Origin of the sequence: Halorussus salinisoli (genome assembly GCA_005239435.1) — an archaeon.
In the GTDB taxonomy this organism is placed as follows: Archaea; Halobacteriota; Halobacteria; order Halobacteriales; family Haladaptataceae; genus Halorussus; species Halorussus salinisoli.
Genome location: SZNP01000007.1, coordinates 253,050 through 274,999, shown reverse-complemented (window position 1 = coordinate 274,999; position 21,950 = coordinate 253,050). Strand labels below are relative to the sequence as shown.

At 67.1% G+C, this 21,950-nt stretch carries 23 protein-coding genes; 13 read left to right on the top strand and 10 right to left on the bottom strand.

Annotation, left to right across the window (positions count from 1 at the left end):
* The first annotated feature begins 9 nt into the window (after positions 1-9).
* Both E2484_RS19945 and E2484_RS19940 read left to right on the top strand, forming a co-directional pair.
* Positions 10-1,254, top strand: coding sequence for a hypothetical protein (locus E2484_RS19945; protein WP_321112774.1), 1,245 nt, complete (start codon positions 10-12; stop codon positions 1,252-1,254).
* Between the two features lie 241 nt (positions 1,255-1,495).
* On the top strand, positions 1,496-1,870 hold the full coding sequence (locus tag E2484_RS19940) for a hypothetical protein (protein WP_137286945.1): 375 nt from the start codon (positions 1,496-1,498) through the stop codon (positions 1,868-1,870).
* Here the strand turns inward: E2484_RS19940 and E2484_RS19935 are convergent.
* Complete coding sequence (locus E2484_RS19935) at positions 1,867-3,054, bottom strand: pyridoxal phosphate-dependent aminotransferase (protein ID WP_137286944.1); 1,188 nt, start codon at positions 3,052-3,054, stop codon at positions 1,867-1,869. The two genes, E2484_RS19940 and E2484_RS19935, sit on opposite strands and share 4 nt — an antisense overlap.
* 100 nt (positions 3,055-3,154) lie before the next feature.
* Here E2484_RS19935 and E2484_RS19930 point away from each other — a divergent pair, with 100 nt between their 5' ends.
* From E2484_RS19930 to E2484_RS19920, 3 genes are all read left to right on the top strand, one after another.
* The gene (locus E2484_RS19930; protein WP_137286943.1) at positions 3,155-3,748 is read left to right on the top strand and encodes a hypothetical protein; all 594 of its coding nucleotides are present in this window, start codon (positions 3,155-3,157) and stop codon (positions 3,746-3,748) included.
* A 265-nt stretch (positions 3,749-4,013) separates the two neighbouring features.
* The gene (locus E2484_RS19925) at positions 4,014-4,907 is read left to right on the top strand and encodes a 1,4-dihydroxy-2-naphthoyl-CoA synthase (RefSeq protein WP_137286942.1); all 894 of its coding nucleotides are present in this window, start codon (positions 4,014-4,016) and stop codon (positions 4,905-4,907) included.
* A 450-nt stretch (positions 4,908-5,357) separates the two neighbouring features.
* A complete protein-coding gene (locus E2484_RS19920) occupies positions 5,358-6,389 on the top strand; it encodes an NAD(P)/FAD-dependent oxidoreductase (RefSeq protein ID WP_137286941.1) in 1,032 nt (343 codons plus the stop codon).
* Here the strand turns inward: E2484_RS19920 and E2484_RS19915 are convergent.
* Positions 6,386-6,979 carry a GNAT family N-acetyltransferase gene (locus E2484_RS19915; RefSeq protein ID WP_137286940.1) on the bottom strand — a complete coding sequence of 198 codons (594 nt, stop codon included), beginning with the start codon at positions 6,977-6,979 and terminating at the stop codon, positions 6,386-6,388. The genes E2484_RS19920 and E2484_RS19915 overlap by 4 nt on opposite strands.
* A gap of 588 nt (positions 6,980-7,567) precedes the next feature.
* Here E2484_RS19915 and E2484_RS19910 point away from each other — a divergent pair.
* Genes E2484_RS19910 through menE form a run of 3 tightly spaced genes read left to right on the top strand, consistent with a single transcriptional unit; the run spans position 7,568 to position 11,113 of the window.
* Positions 7,568-8,509 (top strand): 1,4-dihydroxy-2-naphthoate polyprenyltransferase, encoded by a 942-nt coding sequence (locus E2484_RS19910; protein WP_137286939.1) that lies wholly within the window; start codon positions 7,568-7,570, stop codon positions 8,507-8,509.
* Positions 8,506-9,552 (top strand): o-succinylbenzoate synthase, encoded by a 1,047-nt coding sequence (gene menC / locus E2484_RS19905; protein ID WP_137286938.1) that lies wholly within the window; start codon positions 8,506-8,508, stop codon positions 9,550-9,552. Before E2484_RS19910 ends, menC begins: the two co-directional genes overlap by 4 nt.
* A complete protein-coding gene (menE, locus tag E2484_RS19900) occupies positions 9,545-11,113 on the top strand; it encodes an o-succinylbenzoate--CoA ligase (protein WP_137286937.1) in 1,569 nt (522 codons plus the stop codon). Before menC ends, menE begins: the two co-directional genes overlap by 8 nt.
* Here the strand turns inward: menE and E2484_RS19895 are convergent.
* Entirely contained in the window at positions 11,108-11,653 is a 546-nt protein-coding gene (locus tag E2484_RS19895; RefSeq protein ID WP_321112772.1) for a CHRD domain-containing protein, read from the bottom strand. The genes menE and E2484_RS19895 overlap by 6 nt on opposite strands.
* A gap of 131 nt (positions 11,654-11,784) precedes the next feature.
* On the opposite strand from E2484_RS19895, the gene E2484_RS19890 reads away from it, so the two are divergent.
* Both E2484_RS19890 and E2484_RS19885 read left to right on the top strand, forming a co-directional pair.
* Positions 11,785-12,489, top strand: coding sequence for an NRDE family protein (locus E2484_RS19890; protein ID WP_137286936.1), 705 nt, complete (start codon positions 11,785-11,787; stop codon positions 12,487-12,489).
* A gap of 25 nt (positions 12,490-12,514) precedes the next feature.
* A complete protein-coding gene (locus E2484_RS19885) occupies positions 12,515-12,859 on the top strand; it encodes a helix-turn-helix transcriptional regulator (protein ID WP_137286935.1) in 345 nt (114 codons plus the stop codon).
* A 7-nt stretch (positions 12,860-12,866) separates the two neighbouring features.
* On the opposite strand, the gene E2484_RS19880 is transcribed toward E2484_RS19885, so the two are convergent.
* The 4 genes from E2484_RS19880 to gatC all read right to left on the bottom strand — a co-directional run bounded on the left by E2484_RS19880 (position 12,867) and on the right by gatC (position 16,751).
* A complete protein-coding gene (locus E2484_RS19880; RefSeq protein WP_137286934.1) occupies positions 12,867-13,640 on the bottom strand; it encodes a universal stress protein in 774 nt (257 codons plus the stop codon).
* The gene (locus E2484_RS19875) at positions 13,637-15,076 is read right to left on the bottom strand and encodes an APC family permease (RefSeq protein ID WP_137286933.1); all 1,440 of its coding nucleotides are present in this window, start codon (positions 15,074-15,076) and stop codon (positions 13,637-13,639) included. Before E2484_RS19875 ends, E2484_RS19880 begins: the two co-directional genes overlap by 4 nt.
* Before the next feature lie 100 nt (positions 15,077-15,176).
* Positions 15,177-16,454, bottom strand: coding sequence for an Asp-tRNA(Asn)/Glu-tRNA(Gln) amidotransferase subunit GatA (gatA, locus tag E2484_RS19870; RefSeq protein WP_137286932.1), 1,278 nt, complete (start codon positions 16,452-16,454; stop codon positions 15,177-15,179).
* A gap of 18 nt (positions 16,455-16,472) precedes the next feature.
* Positions 16,473-16,751, bottom strand: a complete 279-nt coding sequence (gene gatC, locus E2484_RS19865) for an Asp-tRNA(Asn)/Glu-tRNA(Gln) amidotransferase subunit GatC (RefSeq protein WP_137286931.1) — start codon at positions 16,749-16,751, stop codon at positions 16,473-16,475.
* Positions 16,752-17,039: 288 nt separating this feature from the next.
* Here gatC and E2484_RS19860 point away from each other — a divergent pair, with 288 nt between their 5' ends.
* The gene (locus E2484_RS19860; RefSeq protein ID WP_137286930.1) at positions 17,040-18,008 is read left to right on the top strand and encodes a transcription initiation factor IIB; all 969 of its coding nucleotides are present in this window, start codon (positions 17,040-17,042) and stop codon (positions 18,006-18,008) included.
* Between the two features lie 173 nt (positions 18,009-18,181).
* Here the strand turns inward: E2484_RS19860 and E2484_RS19855 are convergent, their stop codons facing one another.
* A complete protein-coding gene (locus E2484_RS19855; protein WP_137286929.1) occupies positions 18,182-18,805 on the bottom strand; it encodes a class I SAM-dependent methyltransferase in 624 nt (207 codons plus the stop codon).
* A 157-nt stretch (positions 18,806-18,962) separates the two neighbouring features.
* Here E2484_RS19855 and E2484_RS19850 point away from each other — a divergent pair, with 157 nt between their 5' ends.
* Both E2484_RS19850 and E2484_RS19845 read left to right on the top strand, forming a co-directional pair.
* On the top strand, positions 18,963-19,445 hold the full coding sequence (locus E2484_RS19850) for an NUDIX hydrolase (protein ID WP_137286928.1): 483 nt from the start codon (positions 18,963-18,965) through the stop codon (positions 19,443-19,445).
* 104 nt (positions 19,446-19,549) lie between these two features.
* On the top strand, positions 19,550-20,071 hold the full coding sequence (locus E2484_RS19845; protein ID WP_137286927.1) for a hypothetical protein: 522 nt from the start codon (positions 19,550-19,552) through the stop codon (positions 20,069-20,071).
* Here the strand turns inward: E2484_RS19845 and E2484_RS19840 are convergent.
* Positions 20,068-21,243: an asparagine synthase C-terminal domain-containing protein gene (locus tag E2484_RS19840; protein WP_137286985.1), complete on the bottom strand. Its 1,176-nt coding sequence runs from the start codon at positions 21,241-21,243 to the stop codon at positions 20,068-20,070. The two genes, E2484_RS19845 and E2484_RS19840, sit on opposite strands and share 4 nt — an antisense overlap.
* 17 nt (positions 21,244-21,260) lie before the next feature.
* Positions 21,261-21,947, bottom strand: a complete 687-nt coding sequence (locus E2484_RS19835; RefSeq protein ID WP_137286926.1) for a PHP domain-containing protein — start codon at positions 21,945-21,947, stop codon at positions 21,261-21,263.
* Positions 21,948-21,950: the final 3 nt, after the last annotated feature.

The window sequence follows — 21,950 nt, the reverse complement described above, 5'->3', positions numbered from 1 at the left end:
GACGATTGCATGACCGACGGTGACGCGAGAGCGAGTCGACCGGCCAACACCGTGACCGACTCGACGGCTCCCGCCGCCACGGACGAGGTAATCAACGTCGGCGTCGTCGTCGCTTACACGCCCGAGACTGACTCGGAGTCACTCCGACGGTTCGTCCGCCGTGCTGTCGAAGATGCCGAGAGCGAGATGGAGCACGCGACGGGAGTCGAATGGCGATTCCACATCGAGGAGCCGTTTCGGCTCTCCGACGACGAGACTCGGCGGCCCTCCGACTTCCTCGACGAGGCCAGCCTCCGAATGGTCGAGGGACCGTACGACCTCGTGGTCGTAGTCACGAACGCCGCGCTCACCTCCCGACGCAGGAAGGCAGTCCCCGGACTCTCCTCGTCGGTGAGTCGGATGGCGGTCGTCTCGGTCCGGCGGCTCACGCGAACCTCGCGCGGCCGACCGTCCCGCGACCTGGACGACGAGACCGTCAGGTGGAACGCGGCCACGCTGGTCGTACACCTGCTGGGACACGTTCTCGGCGCGGACCACGACGGCGGGGTGATGGCCCCGTTCAGATTCGACGAGTCGCGCCGAGAGGTGCCGTCGTTCGGGGAGAAGACGGAGTCACGCTTACGGCGGCGGGCGAATCGGCTGCCAGGGCAGGAGGAGTTGGTTCACGGTCGCCTCCAGCGGTTCGCCTTCCACGTCCGGAGTGCGCTGGCCCATCCTCGGCAGGTGTTGTTGCCACTGGCCCGTAATCGCGCTCCGCTGTTGCCGCTGTCGCTCCCGAAACTCGCTACCGCAGCCGTCACCCCGACGCTCGTGCTGGTCTTCAGCGCGGAAACGTGGGACGTAGGCGTCCACATGACCAGCGCCGTCGCCGGTGGGTTCGCGCTCGTCAGCGTGCTCGCCGCCACGGTGTATCTCACGCTGATCCAGCGACTCTTCTTCCCCCGGAAGGAGAAGCGGATACTCACCGAGCAAATGGCGGTGGTGAACGTCGCAGTGTTCCTGACGGTCCTGGCCGCCGTGATCGGACTCTTCGTGATGGTCGGACTGCTGATGCTGGGCATCGAACTGTTCATCTTTCCACAGGACCTCATCACCAATTGGCCCACGCTCGAAAATCCGGAGGTCGGGTTCGTGGACCTGTTGCACACGTCGGCGTTCATCAGCACCGTGGGCGTGTTGACCGGTTCGCTCGCGGGCGGACTCGAAAGCCGCACCGTCGTCAGACACCTCGCGCTCTTCTCTGACCGCCCCTGACTCGCCGTGGGATGGAGTCCGAACCCTCGCCTCGATTCGGAGACGGTCGGGGTATCGCCGGCCTCCCCACCGGTATGGCCGAGTGGCGTCGGCGACCGTAGCGTCTGTAGTGGAAGGTAGTCGATTTCCCACCGACCCCGGTCGTACTCCGACGTATACACAATCGGTCACCAGTCAGTAAAATTACTATAAGGTTCTCGCCAATATTAAGTCGGCAGCGCGAGCAGTATCTGGCTACCCCATGTCGGAGTCGCCCTCCAAAGCCCTGACTGAGTTCCTGCAAGACCGCGTCGGCGACCATCTGCGGAGCGTCATCTTTTACGACGACGACGGCGGTGAAGTGCGGTACGTCCGCGACGACGTCGCCGACCAGTACACAGACGACGACATCGAACAGGTAGTCCGCGACGTGCGACTGGAGGCCGTCGAGAAACCCCATCAGGAGAACCTCTACGAACACGGCCCGCTCGACTGCACGGTCCGGTCGTTCGACGACGCGGTCGAGATGCACTTCCCCCACGACGAGACCAGCGGGACCGCAGTCGCGCTCGACGGCGAGGTGTTCGCCATCCACGACACCTTCATCGGCCAGTGCATCGACGCGATGGACGGCTAACGTTCGGCTCGAGCCATCTCCTCGATTCGGTCGAGTCCGGTCTCGATGCGGTCGAGGCTGTTGGCGAAACTGATTCGGACGTACCCCTCCCCGGCGTCACCGAATCCGTCGCCGGGAGCCGTGACGACGCCGTGCTCCGAGAGAAGTCGCTTGGCGACCTCGAAGCTACCGCCGGAGAGGTCGCTCACGTCGAGGAAGGCGTAGAACGCTCCTTCCGGCCGAGGACACGAGACGACCGGCATCTCGGCCACGCGCTCGACCACGAAGTCCCGGCGCTCCTCGAACGCGGCCTTCATCTCGGCGACTGGCTCTTGAGGGCCGGTCAGGGCGGCCAGCGCGGCCTGCTGGCTCACGCTCGACGGGCAGGCCGTGGTACTCTCGCCGATGCTGGTGACGGCATCGACCACTGGCTCAGCCCCTGCGAGCCACCCGAGTCGCCACCCCGTCATGGCGTAGGTCTTCGAACAGGAGTCGACGGTCAGCACGTTCTCGGCGTCTTCGACGTAGGACGCCGCGCCGCGAAACTCCCGGTCGTAGGTGAGGCGGCCGTACACCTCGTCGGCGACGACGTAGGCGTCGTGGGCCGCGGCGGCTTCAGCGACCGCTTCCACGGCCTCCTCGTCGTAGACCTGCCCGGTCGGGTTCGAGGGGCTGGTGAGGATCACGGCCACGGTGTCGTCGGTGATTTGGTCGGTCACGCGCTCGGCGTCGAGGTCGAACCCCGATTCGGCCGGGAGCGGGACCGTCACCGGTGTCGCGCCCGCCAACTGGACCTGGTTCACGTAGTTCGGCCACGCGGGCGTCGGGACCACCACCTCGTCGCCCGGTCCGGCGAGCGCCATCATCGCCAGCGACAGCGCCTCCATCGCGCCGTTCTTGACCGTGACCTGCTCGGGAGCGACCTCGACGCCGCTCTCGCGGGCCATCGTGTCCGCAATCGCCTCGCGGAGCGGCGGGATGCCGGCGTTCTCCGTGTAGTGAGTCGCGCCCCCGCGTGCGGCCTCGGCCGCGGCGTCGATGACGTGGTCGGGCGTGCCGAAGTCGGGTTCGCCGACTTCGAGGCGCACGAGGTCGCGGTCCTCGCGTTCGGCGAGTCCGAACATCACGCGAATCTTCGAGCGTTCGAGGCTCCGGGTCCGGTCGGCGAGTCGGGCGGAGACTGCGCTCTGGCTTGCGTCGGTCATGGGATACGTCACGGAATCGCCGACCAAGTAGCTTCGGACGTCCCGTGGCGCTTGCCGGGTCGGCGAAACGGTTTTGTCGGCCGAGCGAGGGAACTCGAACGTGCCGCCAGAAGACACCGACCCGCGCTGTCCCGACTGCGACGGCCCCGTCAGTGCGACCGCGCCCTACTGCCTCCACTGCGGCGCGGACCTGGAGAGCGAGGGGACCGGCCAACGCCGAGGTGGGAACTCGAATCGCAATCGAGCGCCGAGCGAACGGGCCGTGCAGACGACTTCGAGCGAAACGGGCGACGCGGAAGCCGCGGCCAACGACCACCTCTTCGACCCCGACGGTCTCCTCGATAACTCGCTGACCGTCCTGGTCGGCATCGTCGGTGGCGCACTCGTCGGTGCTCTGGCGTTTCTTCTCTTCGGACTCGTCGTCCAGAGCTGGGTGAGCATCCTCCCCGGTGGGCTCGCGTGGACGGGCGGGACGGCCTATCTCGCGACCCGAGACAGCATCGGTGAAGCTGTCAAGTACGGGTGTTACGCAGTTGCGCTCCTGCTCGTCCTCTTCCCGGTCGTCTCGTTCAGCCCCGCGACGAAGGGCGGTAACTTCGCGGGTCGGGTCCTTCTCTTTCTCGTCGCGGAACTCCTGTTCGGCGTCTTCGCACTCGGCCTCGCCGGGGTCGGGCACGTCGCCGGAAAGCGGTGAGCGGGAAACGCGGGGGACAGACCTCGGGAGCGAACGAGCGCGACACCCTCCGGGGGCGTCGGAATCTCCGACGAACGACACCTGTGAGTCCGAGAGAGAACCTGTGGCCGAGAGAGGAGAGTCGCTCGGACGCAGTTCGGTTGGCTCGGCGTTCGGGGTCTCGAAGCCAGTCGAACCGGCGGTCCAACTTCCAGCGCCACCCATCACTCGAACCGCAACAGACCAACAAGGAATCTTTTTGCGCGGTCCGACCCGACGCCGATACATGGTATCCGAGATTTTCGACCCCGAGGCGTGGGAACCTGCGGGACCGGAGTTCGACGACGTCACCTACCACCGCGCGGTCGATTCGGGCACGGTCCGCATCGCGCTCGACCGACCGGAGGTCCGCAACGCCTTCCGACCCAAGACCGTGGACGAACTCTACGACGCGCTCGACCACGCCAAGCGCCAGACCGACGTGGGATGCGTCCTCCTGACCGGCAACGGTCCCTCGCCGAAGGACGGCGGGTGGGCGTTCTGCTCGGGCGGCGACCAGACCGTCCGCGGCGAAGAGGGCTACGAGTACCGCGGCGAGGATAGCGAGGACGAACGCGCCGCGAAGGGCGGCCGTCTCCACATCCTCGAAGTCCAGCGCCTGATTCGCCACATCCCCAAGCCGGTCGTCTGCGTCGTGCCGGGATGGGCCGTCGGCGGCGGCCACAGCCTCCACGTCGTCTGCGACATGACCATCGCCAGCGAGGAACACGCGCTGTTCAAGCAGACCGACCCCGACGTGGCCTCGTTCGACGGCGGGTTCGGCTCTGCCTACCTCGCCAAGCAGGTCGGCCAGAAGAAGGCCCGCGAAATTTTCTTCCTCGGAAAGGACTACGACGCCGAGGAGGCCGCCGACATGGGAATGGTCAACGAGGTCGTGCCCCACGAGGAGTTGGAGGAGGTGGCCCTCGACTGGGCCGAGGAGATGAACTCGAAGAGTCCGACCGCGATGCGAATGCTCAAGTACGCCTTCAACGCGACCGACGACGGGATGGTCGGCCAGCAGGTGTTCGCCGGGGAGGCCACGCGACTGGCGTACATGACCGACGAAGCCCAGGAGGGCCGTGACGCCTTCGTGGAAGGGCGCGAGCCGGACTTCGACGAGTTCGACTGGCACTACTAAAGACGTCCTTTCGACCACCACCTTTTTTTTGTCGTCGGGTGTCCTCGGGCGAGCGGCAAACCGCTCGCCCTGCGGGCACCGCTCCTCGAAAGATCTGGACCAACAAGACCCGCTCGCTCGTCGCTTCGCTCCTCGCTCGCGGTACAGTCGCTAGTGCGACCGCACCGCGACGGCACCGCAACTGCGGCGGATGGGCGGTCAGGGCTGAAGGTTTCGCTCGGGAGGGAGTTTTATATGTTTGTTTAGGAAATATATAGGGGTTTTAAACAAATGATATTATTTCTCAGCGGCGGCCAGTCAGATGTGTCACATCCAGTCGAGAGTTCGAATGGAGAGCGGGACCAACTCGGGATGTGGAGACCTGTCGAACGCCGCCGAAACCCGAACTCCTCGCGGTCGGTCTCGCCACTGCCCGCCGACTTAAGCCGTTCAAGTCCCTACGTAACGTCGATGACAGACGACCTTCGGGAGTACGAGGTCGCGGTGGTCGGGGGCGGACCGGCCGGTCTCACGACCGCGCTGTACACGACGCGGTTGAGCCACGACACCGTCGTCATGAACCGCGGCGGCGGCCGGGCCGCCATGATGACCGAGACGCACAACGTCATCGGCGTCACCGAGGACGTTTCGGGCAAGGAACTGCTCCAGACCGCCCGCGAGCAGATACAGCACTACGGGGCCGACTACGTCCGGAACTTCGTGGAGTCGGTCGAGCGCACCGAGGACGGCCGGTTCCGACTCTCGACCGGGAGCGGCGACGGGGACCCCGCGTTCCTCGCGGAGCGCGTGGTGCTGGCGACCGGATTCTCCGACGAGCGACCGGACCCGCCGTTGCCGCCGACGGGCCGCGGTCTCCACTGGTGTCTCCACTGCGACGCCTACCTGTTCGTGGACGAACCGGTGTTCGTCATGGGAACGGGCGAGTCGGCCGCCCACGTCGCCATGATCATGCTCAACTTCACCGACGAGGTGGACCTGCTGACCCGCGGCGACGAGATAGAGTGGAGCGACGAGACCGACCGCCAACTCCGCGCGCATCCGGTCGAAATCGTCGAGGAGGACGTCGCCGCGATGGAGAAGGGCGACGACGGCTGGCTGGAGGGCTTCGAGTTCGAGGACGGGACCTTCCGCGAGTATCGCGGTGGCTTCCCGATGTACGGGTCGGACTACAACGCCGAACTCGCGGACCAACTCGGCTGTGAGCGCAACGACGACGGAACCGTAGCGGTCGGCGAGGCCGGCGAGACCAGCGTCACGGGCGTCTACGCCGTCGGCGACCTCACGGCCGGCCACAATCAGATTCCGGTGGCGATGGGCGAGGGCGCGAACGCGGGCATCGACATCCACTACGAACTCCGGGAGTTCCCGAAGTCCGTCGCGGAAATCGAGGCCGAGGGCGAGGTGTCGCCCGACCAGGTGCCCGGTATCTCTCGGAAGTTACGCGAGGCGGCCCGGGAGTTCCGGGCGGCGGGCGACGACTAGTCGAGTTCCTTCCGGTAGACGTATCGGGCCAGGTCGAACTTCTCGTCCCGCGCTTCCCCGATTCGCTCGAACCCTCTCGACTCGTAGAACTGGACGGCGTTTTCGTTGTCGGCGAGGACCGTCAGTCGGAGGCGGGTCGCGCCGCGCGCTCGTATCTCGTCCTCCAATCTACCGAGGAGCAGGCTTCCGATTCCCTCGCCCCACGCGTCCGGACGCACGTAGATTCGGTAGAGGTGGTAGGTCGCCTCGCGTTCGTCGTCCGGAACGGAGATGGCGAATCCGAGAGTCTCGCCGTCCGACTCCGCGACGAAGAAGGGTCGTTCGGACCGCTCCACGTCGGCGACCACCTTCTCACGGGTGAACCACGATTCGACCGTCTCGGAGACCGTCTCCTCTCCGAGCAGGTCGTCGTAGGCGGCGTGCCACGAGTCGCGGGCCACTCGACGGACGCCCTCGGCGTCGCCCGGCGTGGTTTCGCGCACTGTCACGTCGCGTTCGTCGGTGGTGTCGCATGGGTCGGGGTTGTCGCGTTCGTCGGTAGGGTCGCGTTCGTCAGGGGTGTTTCGTTCGTCGGGGAGTCGGTCGTTCATCTTTTTCTAAGCAGGAAACCCCGCCCTTCAGGGTGGGGAGGAATGCGCTCGTCAATCGGTGCACTCGTGTGTATCGGGATGTTGAAGTCCATCGTTGACATGGTTTTAGATGGCACGGCTATGCCGTGTCGTGCGACACGGACCATCTTCGTCCAGTTCCTTGCTGGATGACTTCGGCGGTGAGAGCCCCACCGAGAAACCGTGGAGCGATGACACGGCCGAAGATGGGAGCCCTCGTGACAGGGCCGTGGAACGCCTCGGTACCGAGGGTGAGAACCACCCACTTGAGGTCCGAGGAGTGTGGTTCCGAAACCTCCGCGACATGGCGTTCCTGCTGTGCAGGAAGCCTCGCCGTTTACGGCGGGCGAGGATGTCACACCGGCGGCGACTGGTCGAGAGGGGATAACGCGTACGGTCCGCGCTCTCCCACCTCTCGTTCTTTAAGTGCTTCTGGCGACAAGGAGTAGATACGAGCGAGGAGCGGTTCTCCGGATACTTCGGTTCGGTAGTGTTGACCACTTCGATTCGGTAGTCTCGGCTCTGTCGAAACCGTAGGTGCTATTGTCCAGTTTGCGTAACCGTCCACTAATGAGCGACATGGCTACCGAACACTCCCGCCGCGAGGCGTGGCTGATGGCCGCCCGGCCTCACACCCTCCCGGCGGCCGCCGCGCCCGTCGTCGTCGGCACCGGTCTCGCCGTCCACGAAGGACTGTTCGCCGCGCTTCCGGCGCTGGCGGCGTTCGTCGGCGCGGCCCTCATCCAAATCGGCACCAACTTCGCCAACGACTACTACGACGCCGTGAAGGGCGTGGACACCGACGAGCGGAAGGGCTTCACCCGCGTCACCCAGTCCGGACTCATCGCCCCGGAGTCGGTCAAGCGCGCGATGTACGCCACCTTCGCGCTGGCGATACTCGTCGGGGTCTACCTCGTCTACGTGGGCGGCCTACCGATTCTCGTCGTCGGACTCGCAAGCGTGGCCTCCGGCATCGCCTACGCCGGAGGTCCCTACCCCCTCGGCTCGCACGGCCTCGGCGACCTGTTCGTCTTCGTCTTCTTCGGCGTCGTCGCGGTGATGGGCACCTTCTACGTGCAGGCCGCCAGCGTCATGGCCGGGGCCTTCCCGATGGGAATCCCGGAGGGAACCGTCACTCTCGCGGCCTTCGTCGCCAGCCTCCCCGTCGCGGCCATCTCCACGGACATCCTCGTGGTGAACAACGTCCGGGACCTCGAGACCGACCGCGAGGCGGACAAGAAGACGCTCGCCGTCCTCGTCGGCTACCGGGCGAGTCGGGCGGAGTTCGTCGGCCTGCTGGCGCTCTCGTACATCGTCCCCTTCTGGTTCTGGCTCGCGCAGGGGTTCTCCCCGGCGGTTCTCCTGCCCCTCGTGACCCTGCCCTACGCCGCGTCGGTCGCTCGGACCGTCCTCACCGACAGTTCGGGCGAGGCACTGAACCCCGCGCTGGAGCGAACCGGGAAACTCCTCGCGGGCCACTCGGTGCTGTTCGCGCTGGGACTGATAGCATGAACGCCGACCTCCGACCCTTCTCGCTCCCGCTGGCCGACCCCCTCGACACCGCACGGGGTACCATCGAGCGACGGGAGGGGTTTCTGCTCCGATTGGAAGAAGCCGACTCCGAGGGCGTCGGAGTCGGCGAGGCCACCCCGCTTCCGGGGTGGACCGAACACCACGACGAGTGCGAGGCAGTTCTCACGAACGTCGTCGAAGCTATCGACGGCGGCGATGACGCCCAGTCAGTCGTCGTCGACCTGCTGGACGACCTCGAACCCACTCCCGCCGCGCGCCACGCGCTCGACCTCGCGCTCGCGGACCTGCGGGCCTCGCGCGGGGGCGTCCCCCTCTATCGCTACCTCGGCGCATCCGACCGCGTCGAGAGCGTCCCGGTCAACGCGACGGTCGGCGACGCACCCGCAGAGGAGACCGTCGCCGAGGCCGAACAGGCCGCGAAGGCTGGCTTCGAGTGCCTGAAGGTCAAGGTCGGCGCGCGGCCCCTGTCGGCCGACGTCGAGCGAATCGAGGCCGTGAGCGACGCGCTCCCCGAGGTCGAACTCCGGGCCGACGCCAACGCGACGTGGACCCGCGAGCAGGCCCAGCAGTTCCTCGACGCCGCGGGCGACCGACTCGCCTACGTCGAGCAACCCCTGCCCGCGACCGACGTCGCGGGACTCGCCGCGCTCTCCGGACCGGTCGCGCTGGACGAGACGCTGGCGGCGGTCGAGTTCGAGGACGCGCTCGACGCGAATCCGGAGGCCGTCGTCCTGAAACCCGTGGCGCTCGGCGGCCCCCGGAAGGCAGTCGAACTGGCCGAGCGCGCCCGCGAGGAGGGGATTCGGTCGGTCGTGACGACGACCATCGACGGGGCGGTGGCCCGGACCGCGGCGGTCCACGTCGCGGCCGCGATTCCCGACGTTCCGGCGTGTGGACTCGCCACTGCGAACCTGCTCGAATCCGACCTCGGGCCGGACATCGCGCCGGTCGCGGACGGCCGGGCGGTCGTCCCGCAGGGCAACGGCAACGGAACCGCCGATACGTGGAGGTACGATGACTGATACGCGTGACGAAGACGCGACCGACGGGAGAGAAGTCGACGCACCGACACGCGACTGGTTGACCCACCGCGCCCGGAGTTCCCCCGAGGCAATCGCGCTCGTGGAGGCCGACGACGGGACCGAGTGGACCTACGCCGACCTCGACTCGGCGGTCGAGGAGACCGCAGGCCGACTCGCGGCGCTCGGCGTGCGTGCGGGCGACCACCTCGGCGTGCTGATGGAGACCCGGGTCGCGTTCGTCCGACTGGTCCACGCCGCGACGCGTCTCGGCGCGGTTTTGGTACCGCTGAACGCCAGACTCGCCCGACCCGAGTTGGCCCGGCAGGCCGAGGTCGCAGAGCTGAATCTGGTCGTCTGCGAGGCCGAGACCGAGGCCGACGCGGTGGCGATTGCGGACGACGCGCTATCGATTGGGGACGTTCCGGTCGCGTCGGTCGATTCGCCGGCCGGCTCGCATGACAGGGAGCGGGTCGCCGCGCTCCCGGCGTCGGACCCCGCCGAGTTCGACCCGGCGTCGTGGTCGCGGTCGGACCCGCAGGCGATGTTGTTCACCTCCGGGACCACTGGCGACCCGAAGGCGGTCGAGTTGGCGATGGGCAACTTCCTGGCGAGCGCCACGTCGTCGGCGTTCCGACTCGGCGTGACGCCCGACGACAAGTGGCTCCTCTGCCTGTCGATGTGTCACATGGGTGGGCTGTCGGTCGTCCTCCGGTCGGCGCTCTACGGAACCACCGTGGTCCTCCAAGAGGGCTTCGACGCGGGGGCGGCCGCGGACGCTATCGCCGAGTACCGGGTGACGGGCGTCTCGCTCGTGCCGACGATGCTCCGGCGGATGCTGGACGAGCGTTCGGTCCTCGCCAACTCGCTCCGGTTCGTCCTGCTCGGCGGAGCACCCGCCTCCGACGAACTGATTTCGCGGTGCCAGGAGCGCGGTGTACCGGTCCATCCGACGTACGGCATGACCGAGACCACGTCCCAGATAGCCACGGCGCGGCCCCGCGAGGCCTTCACCCGTCGCGGCACCGTGGGTCGCCCGCTCCTCTGGACCGACCTGACCGTGGTCGACGACTCCGGGGAACCGGTTCCCGCGGGCGAGACCGGCGAACTCGTCGTCTCCGGGCCGACCGTCATGCGAGGCTACTACGGCGACCCGGCGGCGACGGCCGAGGCGTTCGGCGAGTACGGTCTCCACACCGGCGACGTGGGCTACCGCGACGAGGCGGGCCGGGTTTGGGTGCTGAACCGGAGGGAAGACCGCATCATCACCGGCGGGGAGAACGTCCACCCCGGCGAAGTGGTCGAGGCTCTGCGCGACCACCCCGGGGTTCGGGACGCCGCAGTCGTAGGTCTGGACGACGACGAGTGGGGCGAGCGCGTCGCGGCGCTGGTCGTGCCAGAGGAGGGAACTGGCCTCTCCGCCGAGCGCGTAGAGTCCCACTGCCGGGAGCGACTGGCGGGCTACAAGTGCCCGCGCACTATCGGGTTCGCCGACGAACTGCCCCGGACCGCCTCCGGGACCGTCGAGCGCGAGGCGGTCCGTGAGCGACTCCGCGAGTTATAACACGTCCTCGAGGAGACCGCCTACTGGTCGGGTCTGGCCGCGTATCTCGCCGGCCTGGTTCTGTTCCGTGTGCACGTTGACGTACGCCTCGCCCGTCCGCATCATCTCCAAGAGCGCGTCGAGCGACTCGCCTTCCAGTGGACCGACGAAGTCCTCGGACGTAATCGTCCCCTGCGTAGTGATGCCGTTGGTAGTCCCCTCGCGCAGTTCGGGTTCGCGGGCGTCCACGCTCGGGTCGAGCCAAACGGCGACGGGACCACTTTCGTCGGGCCCGCCGGCGTGAATGTGCGCCATCAGCATGTTTTCGACGTTGGCGACCGCCAACGCGTAGTCGACGCCGTCCTCGTCGGCAGCGAACAGCGCGAGTCCGGTCGCGTCGGTCTCGACGGTTGGCATCTGGTTCCCGCCCGAGAGAGCGGCCACGAAGACCGTCTCGCCATCGGCCATCTGGGTCGTCGTGGTCTCCTGTGCGCCTGCAGTGTCGACCAGTCCCACGCTGGCGAGAGCACCTAACTTGACGAATTCTCGTCTGTCAATCATTCCCATACCCCCAGCTATCCAATTACTACGTTCCATTACAAAAGTGGGGGGTCGACTACGCCGAACTGTAGAGGCCAGCGAGACCGCCGAGGGCCGCGACCTTTTAACCCGACAAGTCCGTAACCCGAAACGTGTGTACCCTCATCCTCGCGTGGCAGGTGTTCGACGGGACGCCGATAGCCGCCGCGGCGAACCGTGACGAGGCTCTCGGCCGCCCGTCGCGGCCGCCCGGAGTACTCGACCGCGACCCGACCGTGGTCGCGCCGCAGGACGAGGAGGCCGGCGGGACGTGGATAGGCTACAACGACGCGGGCCTGTTCGTCGGCGTGACGAACCGCCGGTCGGACGTCGAGGGCGAGCGTTCGCGCGGCCTGCTCGTGCGCGATGCGCTCGCATACGAGTCGGCCGAGGCCGCGAGTTCGTTCGTCCGGAACGAACTCGCCGACCGCGAGTACGCAGGGTTCAACCTCGTCCTCGCCGACTCCGAGGAGGCCGGACTGCTGGAGTGGGACGGCGTCCTCCGAACGACCCACTTCGACCCCGGCGTCCACGTCGTGGTCAACGACGGCTACAACGAGGCCGCCGCGAAGTCGGCCCGCATCCGCGAGGCCGCCCGCGTCGACGCCGAGATGACGGTCGACGCGTGGTTCGACCACGTGGCGGGAGTGCTTCGCAACCACGACCTCGAGGCCTGCGTCCACGGCGAGGGGTACGGCACCCGGTCGTCGTCGCTGGTCGCGGTCGACTCCGCAGGCGAGGGGCGCTACTGGTTCGCCGACGGCAAGCCCTGCGAAACCGACTACGAGGTCGTCACCGTCGGCGACGGTCAGTTTTAAACCGCTCGGGGTCCGTGTTCCGGGTATGGCAGTATCCGAGGAGGACCTCACCGACGCGGAACGCGCGGGTCTCGAACTCGTCCGGCAGTCCGGCGGTATCCACCAGAGCGACTTCTGGAAGGAACTCGACGTGGACTCCCGGAAGGGCAGTCGCATCGTGGAGTCGCTGTACGAGAAGGGTCTCGTCCAGCGCGAGGAGACCGTCTACGAGGGACACAACACCTACCTCATCACACCCGCGGCCCGTGACCTCGACTTCTCGCTCCTCATGGCGGGCGACATGCTCTCGCCGTTCATCGGCGAGGAGGAAGTCGACGCCGAGAGCGACGCCTTCTCGCAGTGGATCATGAATCTGGCGTACAGCGAGTAGACCGCAGTTAGCCGGACTCTTCTACCGTTTCGTCTTCCGGTTCCGCTCGTTCGTTTTCGACCGTGGACAGTCGCCGAACCACGAGCGCGGGCGTCACAGATTGGGTCGAGACCTGTTCGGACACCTCGCCGAAGACTCGCTCCTGAATCGAGGGTTTGCTCTCGCCCATGACCACGAGGTCGGTCTCGCTCGCGGCCGCGACGAGCGTCTTCACCGGCGTCTCCGAGACGACGGTTTCCTCGGTCAGACGTTCGCGTGACACCCCGTCGGCGACGAGCGATTCGACCGCCGCGTCTATCAACTCCCGTCCCGCGCCGCGGTCGTCCTCGGATTCGGCGACGTGGTAGAGCGTCGCGGTGGCGTCGGTGGCTTCGAGGACGCTGGCGACGAGCGCGGCGATTCGCTCGACGTTGACCTCGCCGCGGAGCGGAATCAGTACGTCCTCGACTGCCGTCGCGGGGTTGTTGAGGAGGACGGCGTCGCACGACTCCTCGATGGCGACGCGCTCGAACGTCTGCTCGGGTTCGTGAGTGAACACGATGCGGGTCTCGACCGTCCCGCCGGCCTCCTCGAAGGCGGTCACGAGGTCGGCCAGTTCCCCCTCCATCCGCTCCTCGAACTGCATCCGGGCCTGTCCCGGCGGGGTCTGCTCGGGCAGGTCGTGGTACCCGACCAGTTCGACCGAGACTCCCGAGAGCGCCTCGACGAGCGCGGGAGCGAGGCTCTCGCCGTCGAGAACCGCGAGCGGAACGAGTACTTTGGGTCGGTCTGAGTCGGTCATAGCGCACCTCGCAACTGCACGTCGGCCGCGTACAGTCGGTACCATACGGCCGCACCGACCATGATACTGACGCCGACGACCTGCGACAGCGGTTGCATGAACGCGACCAGACCGAAACTGGCCGCCGCGCCGAGAATCGGAACGACGGGGTAGCCCGGCACCGTGAACGACGGGTCGTACCAGTCGGGGTCCGAGCGCCGGAGACGCACGAGCGCGACGCAGATCAGGCCGTACATCACGAGATGGAGGAACGACGCGACCTCTGCCAACACCTCGACCCGACCGACCGCCACGAGCAGGAGGACCGGCCCGCCCGCGAGCAGGAGCGCGACGTGCGGCGTCCCCCACCGAAGGTTGATCTCGCTCGCCCGCCCGGGAACCAGCGCGTCCCGACTCAGGGCGTAGAGGGCGCGCGACGAACTCAGAATCGAGGCGTTCGCGCTCGACACCGTGGCGAGCAGTCCCGCGACGAGGATGGCGACCGCACCCACGGCCCCGAGGAGGTCGCGCGCCACCGCGACGATGGCAGTCTCGCCGAACGCGGCGAGTTGCGCGCTCCCGAACGCGCTCGTCGCCACGAAGATGGTCACGACGTAGAGCGTCCCCACCGCGAGGACGGACCCGACCATCGCCAACGGGAGGTTCCGGGACGGGTCCTTTATTTCGCCCGCGACGGTCGCCACCTGAGCGAAGCCGAGGTAGGAGGTGAACACGAGCGCGGCGGTCGTCACCACGGGGAACGGACCGAACGGCAGGAACGTTTCGGGCGCCGTCTCGCGGCCGAACACGCCGAGCGCGTCGAAGACGCCGTAGGTCAGGAAGCCGACGAGGACGACGATCAGCAGGCCGACCACGGCGTTCTGGAACTTCGCGGCGTTCTCGGTCCCGGTGATGCTGATGGCGGTCAACAGCACGCCGAACGTCAGCGCCAGCGGCGTGACCGGCCCGACGCTCCCGACGTTGACTCCGAGTTCTGCCAGCGCGGCAACCGCGTACTGGCCGAACCCGACGAGGTAGAACGCCGAGGCGAACACCAGTCCGAGCCAGATGCTCAGGCCGACCACCGCCCCGAACGCGCTCCCCATCGCGCGCGAGACGAAGTAGTAACCCCCGCCGCTCCGGGGCATCGCGGTCGCCAGTTCGGAGGTCGGCAGGGCGACGAGGAGCGCGATAACTGCACCGATGACGAACGAGAGGGCCGCCGCGGGACCCGCCTGTCCGGCGGCGAGACCGGGAAAGACGAAGATTCCCGCGCCGACCATCGTCCCGACGCCGATAGCGATACCGCCGCCGAGACCGATGGTCCGCTCCAACTCGACGCCGCCCTCGTGGACGGTCGCTTCGGGGGTCGTTTCTCCTTCCTCGGGATGGACGCCTTCCTTCGTTGGGTCCGGCGGAGGTGAGGGTTCCGGAGTCGGTTCTGCGGGGTCGCTCATACAGTTTTGGCAACGGGGAGAAACAAATGTCTGTGGTAGAAGTAGTCACGCATCGTCGCGACGAACGCCGAAAAGAGACGTGCCGAAACGTTCGGCCTCGCTAGTTCTCCACCGCACTGCCGACTCGAATAATCTCTTCCTCGCCGAACGCCGGGCCGATGAACTGAATCCCGACCGGAAGCCCGCCGTCGACTTCGCCCGCAGGCACCGAAATCGCGGGCAGGTCGGCCAGGTTCACCGGTACGGTGTTGGCGTCGGCGAGGTACATCTGGAGCGGGTCGTCCAGACTGTCGCCGACCTCGAACGGCGGAGTCGGCATCGTCGGACTCGCCAGCACGTCCACCGACTGGAAGGCCTCGTCGAAGTCCTGCTTGACCCACGCTCGGGCGTCCTGGGCCTGCTTGTAGTACTTGTCGTGGTACCCCGCCGAGAGGGCGTAGGTTCCGAGCAGGACGCGGCGCTTGACCTCCTCGCCGAAGGCCTCCCGCGACTCGCTGAAGGCCTCGTTCCAGTTGCCCTCGAACCCGCCGGAGTTGCCGTAGCGCACGCCGTCGAAGCGCGCGAGGTTCGAGGAGGCTTCCGACATGGCGATGACGTAGTAGGCTTCGACCGCGTGTTCGACCGAGGGGAGCGAGACCTCCTCGACGGTCGCGCCCTGCGATTCGAGGTCGTCCAGCGTCTCCTCGAAGCGTTCGCGGACGCCCTCGTCCGCGCCCTCCACGAGTTCGGTGGGGACGCCGACGGTCGTGTCGTCCACGTCGCCCGTCGCGGCACTGGCGTAGTCGGAGTCTTCGCCCTCGTCATGTGTCGTCGCGTCGTTCTCGTCCGGACCGCTGATGACGTCTAAGAGCGCGGCGGCCTCCTCGACCGTGGGCGCGAGCGGGCCGATCTGTTCGAGGCTGTTGGCGTAGGCGACGAGTCCGTAGCGCGAGACGAGTCCGTAGGTCGGCTTGATACCGACGACGCCGCAGAAGGCGGCCGGATTCCGAATGGAACCCCCGGTGTCGCTCCCGAGCGCGAGGTCGGCCTCGCCCGCGGCGACCGCTGCCGCGCTCCCGCCCGACGACCCGCCGGGGACGTGGCCCGGAGCGACGGGGTTCTCGGCCGGGCCGAACGCCGAGGTTTCGGTGGTCGAACCCATGCCGAACTCGTCCATGTTGGCCTTGCCGACGATGGTCGCGCCCGCGTCGGTCAGTTTCTCGACGACCGTGGCGTCGTAGGGCGGCACGTAGTCGGCCAGCATATCGGATGCGCAGGTCGTCCGGACGCCTTCGGTGCTGATGTTGTCCTTTACCGCGACGGTCCTGTCTGCGAGGGGACCGTCGGACTCGCCCTCGATGGTCTCCTCGGTGATGAAGATGTTGTGGTCTGCGCTCATAGTTGTAGTAATCGGAGATTACGAGACGTTCGGTCCCTTGAAGTAGCCGTCCTCGGTCTCGGGTGCGTTGGCCAGCGCCTCCTCCTGCGAGAGGGAGTCGCGCACTTCGTCCTCGCGCATGACGTTCACGAGTTCGGTCTCGCGTTCGACTTCGGGCACCTCTTCGAGCGTCTCGAAGTAGTCGAGGATGTCCGCGAACTGGTCGGTGAACCGCTCGACCTCCTCGTCGTCGAGTCCGACGCGCGCGAGGTCGGCGACGTGACGGACCTCCTCGGGACCGGGAGACGTGTCGCTCATGTACGTCACAACCCGTGGGCAAGCGGTAAGGGTTTCGATACCGGCCCCCCGAACCAAGTATTAAAGATTGGTGAATCGGGGGATCAGAAGAAAGCCCGGAGACGCGGGACTAGAGGCCCGAAACCGTCGGTGACGCGCCGAACGTGGAATCGGAGAAACCGGTCGTTGCCACAGTCTTTAAGTAGAAACGGCTACAACTAGGGAACGTCTTCTGAATCCCGGTATCCGGCCATCCCGTCTGCGGAGTACTGGCTTATCTACCGATGGCTGTCCCATTCAACTTCCAACATGACCGAAACACGCACCCGAAATCGAACCGACGAGCAAACCACCGAAGAAACGGACCACGAACGCGAGCAGAACCGCTGTCCGGAGTGTAGCGGTAAGCTCGTCGCCGACGACGAACGCGGGGAGACGGTGTGTGCCGAGTGTGGTCTCGTCGTGGACGAAGACCAGATCGACCCCGGTCCGGAGTGGCGGGCGTTCGACGCCAAGGAGAAGGACCAGAAGAGCCGAGTCGGCGCGCCGACGACGAACACGATGCACGACAAGGGGCTCTCGACCAACATCGGCTGGCAGGACAAGGACGCCTACGGCAACTCGCTGGGGTCGCGCCAGCGCGAGAAGATGCAGCGCCTCCGCAAGTGGAACGAGCGGTTCCGCACCCGCGACTCGAAGGAGCGCAACCTCAAGCAGGCGCTCGGCGAAATCGACCGGATGGCCTCCGCGCTCGGTCTGCCGGACAACGTCCGAGAGACCGCCTCGGTCATCTACCGACGGGCGCTCGACGAGGACCTCCTCCCAGGACGCTCCATCGAGGGGGTCGCCACCAGCGCGCTCTACGCCGCGGCACGGAAGGCGGGCACGCCGCGGAGTCTGGACGAAATCACCAACGTCTCCCGCGTGGAGAAAGACGAAATCGCCCGGACCTACCGGTACGTCGTCCGGGAGTTGAACCTCCAGATTCAGCCCGCCGACCCCAAGAGCTACGTCCCGCGGTTCGTCTCGGACCTGGGCGTGAGCGACGAAGTGGAGCGCCGCGCCCGCGACCTGCTCGACACCGCGACCGAGAAGGGCATCCACAGCGGCAAGTCGCCGGTCGGCCTCGCCGCCGCGGCCGTCTACGCCGCCGCCCTGCTCAGCAACGAGAAGGTGACCCAGAGCGAGGTCAGCGACGTGTCGGACATCAGCGAGGTCACGATTCGAAATCGCTACCACGAACTGCTGGAAGCAAAGGAAGACGCCATCGCTCCCTAATCTTCTGTTTTCGTCGCGCCGGTCGCAGGTAACGGAATCGGAGGTCGGTTCGCATCGCTCGACCGCTGAGACACAATTACCTTTCTTTAATATAATTAAATAATTGTCACCGGACAAGCGATTCGCGGTCGGCGACCGCGAATCGCTTGCCGGACTGAACGTGAGCAGGATGCTCACGCGTCACGACGGGCGGCGAAGAACGGAGGAGACGGCCCGTCTTCGGGGGTCGAGTCCGGTGGTTCCCATTCGTTCGTGATTCGGAAACCCGCACGCTGAAGGTGGGTGCGGGTGGCGTCTGCGCCGGCCATGCTCCAGCGCATCTCGACGCCGCTGTCGAGCCAGTCGGGGTTCGTGCGTTCGAATTCCTCCGGGGCCTCGGAGAGAAGTAGCTGGCCGTCAGCGGCCAAGACCCGCGCGAACTCGTCGAGAACCGTCTGGTGGTCGGTAAGCGGAACGTGGATAATCGAGTCGTACGCGGTCACGGCGTCGAACACGCCGTCTCGAAACGGAAGCATCCTCATATCGCCCTGTACGAGGGACGCGCTCGGGACGGTCTCGGTGGCGAGTCGCAGTTGCTCGCGCGAGAAATCGACGCCGATTGCGGTCGCTTCCTCACTCAAGCGACGGAGGACGGGCGTTCCCTGTCCACATCCGGCATCGAGGATGCGCGTCGGCTCCGATAGCGCGTCGAGGAACTCGTTTAGCACGGTCGTCTCGCGCTCGTCTTCGGACCGTCGCGCGGCGTACGTCTCCGCGAGATCGTCGTATCCGCGGCGAACCGTCCCTTTCTCGGTCATCGTCGAACCGTTCTCACGAGCGACTGTTCAGCCTTTGGTCCGCATCGATCGAGAGGGCTCGAAGACGGCCACTAGCCTTGCACTTCGAGCATCGCGCGATTCTGCGAACTCAGTCGAGACCGTAACGCGCAAACCCCGGCCCTCCATCCTCTCCGGCATGGAGACCACCCGCCACTTCACCGCGACCACCTACGTCGTCCACGACGGCGCGCTCGCTCTGCACTACCACGACCGACTCGACATGTGGGTCGCACCCGGCGGCCACGTGGACCGCGACGAACTCCCGCGCGAGACCGCCCGCCGGGAGGTCCGCGAGGAGACGGGTCTCGACGTGGACCTGTTGGAACCCGAGACGAGCGTGATCGCCGAGGCGGGTCGGGAACTCGCGCCCGCCGAACACGTCATGCTGTTCGACATCGACGTCTATCCGGACGGGGAAGTCGGCCACCAGCACATCGACCACGTCTACTTCGCCGAGGCCACCGACCGAAACGTCGACCCCGAAGGCGACGACGAGGCCGACGCCGAGGCGTGGGAGTGGTACACCGCCGACGACCTCCGAGCGGACGACGAACTGACGACCGAGGTGGTCGAAATCGGCGTCGAAGCCATCGAGCGCGTCGAGGCCCGGTCGGCGTAGACAGACTGTTCCGACGCACCGGGGCCTCTCCAGAAGTTCAAATATTCCCAGCCATTTATAACTCAGGAAAGTTAATTAACCCGCGTTTTGTACGGTCCGTTTACATGAGCGTCGGCGAGGTCGGCGTCGAGAACGCGCCCGACGAGTCCGCGACGAGGTTCGAGGCCGAACTCGAAACCGGCGAGGAGATTCGCCTCTCGTGGGAAGCGTCGGGACTCCGCTGGGCGAACCAGTGGGGAATCGACGCCGAGACGCCGACCGCGTTCGCGGCGACAGACCGACGCGTCCTCTTCGAGACCGGGGAGACCACGACCTCTATCGGCTACGACCACGTTCGGGCCGTGAAGGTCGACGCCGCAGGTGACGAACTCGACCTGTCGGTGGCGTTCGTCGCGTGCGGCGGTCTCTGCCTCCTCGTCGGTCTCGCGACCGCGACCGACGACTTCGCCAACGGGGTCGGACTGATCGTCCTCTCGGCCATGTTGCTCCTCGCCGGGAGCGCGATCGGAAACGACACCGAGCGAGCGACCATCACGGTCGTCATCGACAACGAGCGCCAGCGACTCGCGTTTTCCGCCGACGAAGACGTGGGCGAGCAACTCGCCCGACTGGCCGAGACTGGTTAATCCTCGACCCGCGAGGCGACGTACTGCGAGACGTGGTCGTCCATCCGGCGCTTGAACCCCGCCTGCCGGGCTAGTCGGTCCAGTTCGCGGGCGACCAGACTCCCGTACTGGACCGCCTTCTTCTCGCGGAACGCCACGCCGTCGGGCACGAACTCGCGGGCGGCGAGTCTGAACGCCTTCTTGCGCTCGCCGCGGGAATCGACGAGCAGGTCGCCGGAAAGCCGGAGGGCGGCCCGTATCACCCGGTCGTCCAACAGCGGCGCGACCGGTTCGACGCCCGCCTCGCGCAGAGTCAACACGTCGCGCTCCAGTTGGTCGGGCAGCGTCGCCACGACCTCTCGGGCCGCGCCGCGGACCGTCTCGGCCTCGACGCGGGGGTCCTCGGGCGCGCGAGCAACCTTGGCGTAGCCGCCGAACAGTTCGTCCGCGCCCTGTCCGACCGCGAGTCGGTCGAAGCCGTCGGCCGCCGCCCGCTCGCCGGCGAGATAGAGGGGGAGCGCTATCTGCACGTCCATCGCGTTCGATCGGCCCGTCGTGCGGGCCACGTCGGGCACCGCCCGTTCCACGTCCGACACGTCGAGTTCCACGACCCGTAGGTCGTCCTCCCGACCCATCAGTCGGGCCGCGCGTCGGGCCGCCGCCACGTCGTGGCTCTCGGGAAAGCCGACGACGTAGAGGGGTGCGTCGAAGGCGCTGGCGACGACGGCCGAGTCCACGCCGCCGGAGAACGCCACGGCGAGACTCCCCGAATCGACCGAATTGAACCCTTCGCCGAGCGCACCCCGGAGGTCGGCGACTGCCTCGCGGTCGTCGCCCGCGGGCGGCGGGTCGGGAAGCGAGAAGACGCGCTCGGGAGCGATTTGGCCGGAACCAGTCGGGCCGGAGTCGGTACGGACGGAATCAGTTCGGTCGAGGTCGAGAACGTGGCCCGCCGGAAGGGGTTCGGGGTCGGAGAGGTCTCCGGGAGAGAACGCCCAGTCGCCTCGGTTCCGGTCGTCTTCGTCCCCGTCGCTCCGCGAGCGCTCGCTCCCCTCCACGAAAATCGGCTGGCGACCGAGTACGTCCCGGACGAGGCGACCGTCCGGCAGTCGCCCGGCGAAACCGCGAGTACCGGAAAGCGGGTCCTGCGCCGCGACCGCCCGCGCGGCGGTTTTCGGCGAGGTGCCGCGCATCGCGGGTTCCTCGGGCGTCATTCCAGCAGTTCGCCGAGGCGGTTCTTCACACGGCGCTTGGCTCCGCCCGCGGCCTGCCGAAAGCTGACGTGCCACGGAGTGCGCTTGCCCTCGACGCTGGTCCGACCCTCGACGATGGCGTCGAGAATCGCCACCGCGCTCCGGTCGTCGGCCCCGATTCGCGTGACGGCCTGTCCGACCATCTCGCTGATGTGGGCGTCGCTTCCCGCGGTCTGCGGGAGGCCGCGACGCTCGGCGAAGCGCTTGGCTTTCCGGTTGCCTCGTCCGGTCAGCAGTCGGGAGTTGTACACTTCGATGGCGTCGGCGTCCGCGAGTTCGGCCTCGGTGATGTTCGCCATCACGCCGCTTCGGGACTTCTGGAACGGGTGCGGGACGATAGCCACCCCACCCAGTTCGTGAATCCGGTCGAGCGTCTCGCCGAAGGACAGTCCAGCGGGCACGCGCTCGCGGACGCCCAGCGCGAGGACGTGACCCGCCGCCGAACTGACCTCCGTTCCGGGAATGCCGACCAGTCCGTACTCCTCGGCCTTCTCGACGGCGTCGAGGCTGGCCTCGATTTCGTCGTGGTCGGTGACAGCCAGCGCGTCCAGACCGACCGCCGCGGCCTGCTCCAGCATGAGGTCAACCGAGTCCCGGCCGTCGTACGACAGCGACGAGTGGGCGTGAAGCTCGACCGATAGCACGGT

Bases quoted from the DNA above. Each gene is read 5' to 3' on its own strand.
- gatA (WP_137286932.1), bottom strand. From the start codon at position 16,454: ATGAGCGCAGACCACAACATCTTCATCACCGAGGAGACCATCGAGGGC.
- E2484_RS19915 (WP_137286940.1), bottom strand. From the start codon at position 6,979: ATGAACGACCGACTCCCCGACGAACGAAACACCCCTGACGAACGCGAC.
- E2484_RS19920 (WP_137286941.1), top strand. From the start codon at position 5,358: ATGACAGACGACCTTCGGGAGTACGAGGTCGCGGTGGTCGGGGGCGGA.
- menE (WP_137286937.1), top strand. From the start codon at position 9,545: ATGACTGATACGCGTGACGAAGACGCGACCGACGGGAGAGAAGTCGAC.
- gatC (WP_137286931.1), bottom strand. From the start codon at position 16,751: ATGAGCGACACGTCTCCCGGTCCCGAGGAGGTCCGTCACGTCGCCGAC.
- E2484_RS19845 (WP_137286927.1), top strand. From the start codon at position 19,550: ATGAGCGTCGGCGAGGTCGGCGTCGAGAACGCGCCCGACGAGTCCGCG.
- E2484_RS19945 (WP_321112774.1), top strand. From the start codon at position 10: ATGACCGACGGTGACGCGAGAGCGAGTCGACCGGCCAACACCGTGACC.
- E2484_RS19860 (WP_137286930.1), top strand. From the start codon at position 17,040: ATGACCGAAACACGCACCCGAAATCGAACCGACGAGCAAACCACCGAA.
- E2484_RS19940 (WP_137286945.1), top strand. From the start codon at position 1,496: ATGTCGGAGTCGCCCTCCAAAGCCCTGACTGAGTTCCTGCAAGACCGC.
- E2484_RS19875 (WP_137286933.1), bottom strand. From the start codon at position 15,076: ATGAGCGACCCCGCAGAACCGACTCCGGAACCCTCACCTCCGCCGGAC.
- E2484_RS19895 (WP_321112772.1), bottom strand. From the start codon at position 11,653: ATGATTGACAGACGAGAATTCGTCAAGTTAGGTGCTCTCGCCAGCGTG.
- E2484_RS19925 (WP_137286942.1), top strand. From the start codon at position 4,014: ATGGTATCCGAGATTTTCGACCCCGAGGCGTGGGAACCTGCGGGACCG.
- menC (WP_137286938.1), top strand. From the start codon at position 8,506: ATGAACGCCGACCTCCGACCCTTCTCGCTCCCGCTGGCCGACCCCCTC.
- E2484_RS19840 (WP_137286985.1), bottom strand. From the start codon at position 21,243: ATGCGCGGCACCTCGCCGAAAACCGCCGCGCGGGCGGTCGCGGCGCAG.
- E2484_RS19880 (WP_137286934.1), bottom strand. From the start codon at position 13,640: ATGACCGACTCAGACCGACCCAAAGTACTCGTTCCGCTCGCGGTTCTC.
- E2484_RS19910 (WP_137286939.1), top strand. From the start codon at position 7,568: ATGAGCGACATGGCTACCGAACACTCCCGCCGCGAGGCGTGGCTGATG.
- E2484_RS19850 (WP_137286928.1), top strand. From the start codon at position 18,963: ATGGAGACCACCCGCCACTTCACCGCGACCACCTACGTCGTCCACGAC.
- E2484_RS19855 (WP_137286929.1), bottom strand. From the start codon at position 18,805: ATGACCGAGAAAGGGACGGTTCGCCGCGGATACGACGATCTCGCGGAG.
- E2484_RS19935 (WP_137286944.1), bottom strand. From the start codon at position 3,054: ATGACCGACGCAAGCCAGAGCGCAGTCTCCGCCCGACTCGCCGACCGG.
- E2484_RS19885 (WP_137286935.1), top strand. From the start codon at position 12,515: ATGGCAGTATCCGAGGAGGACCTCACCGACGCGGAACGCGCGGGTCTC.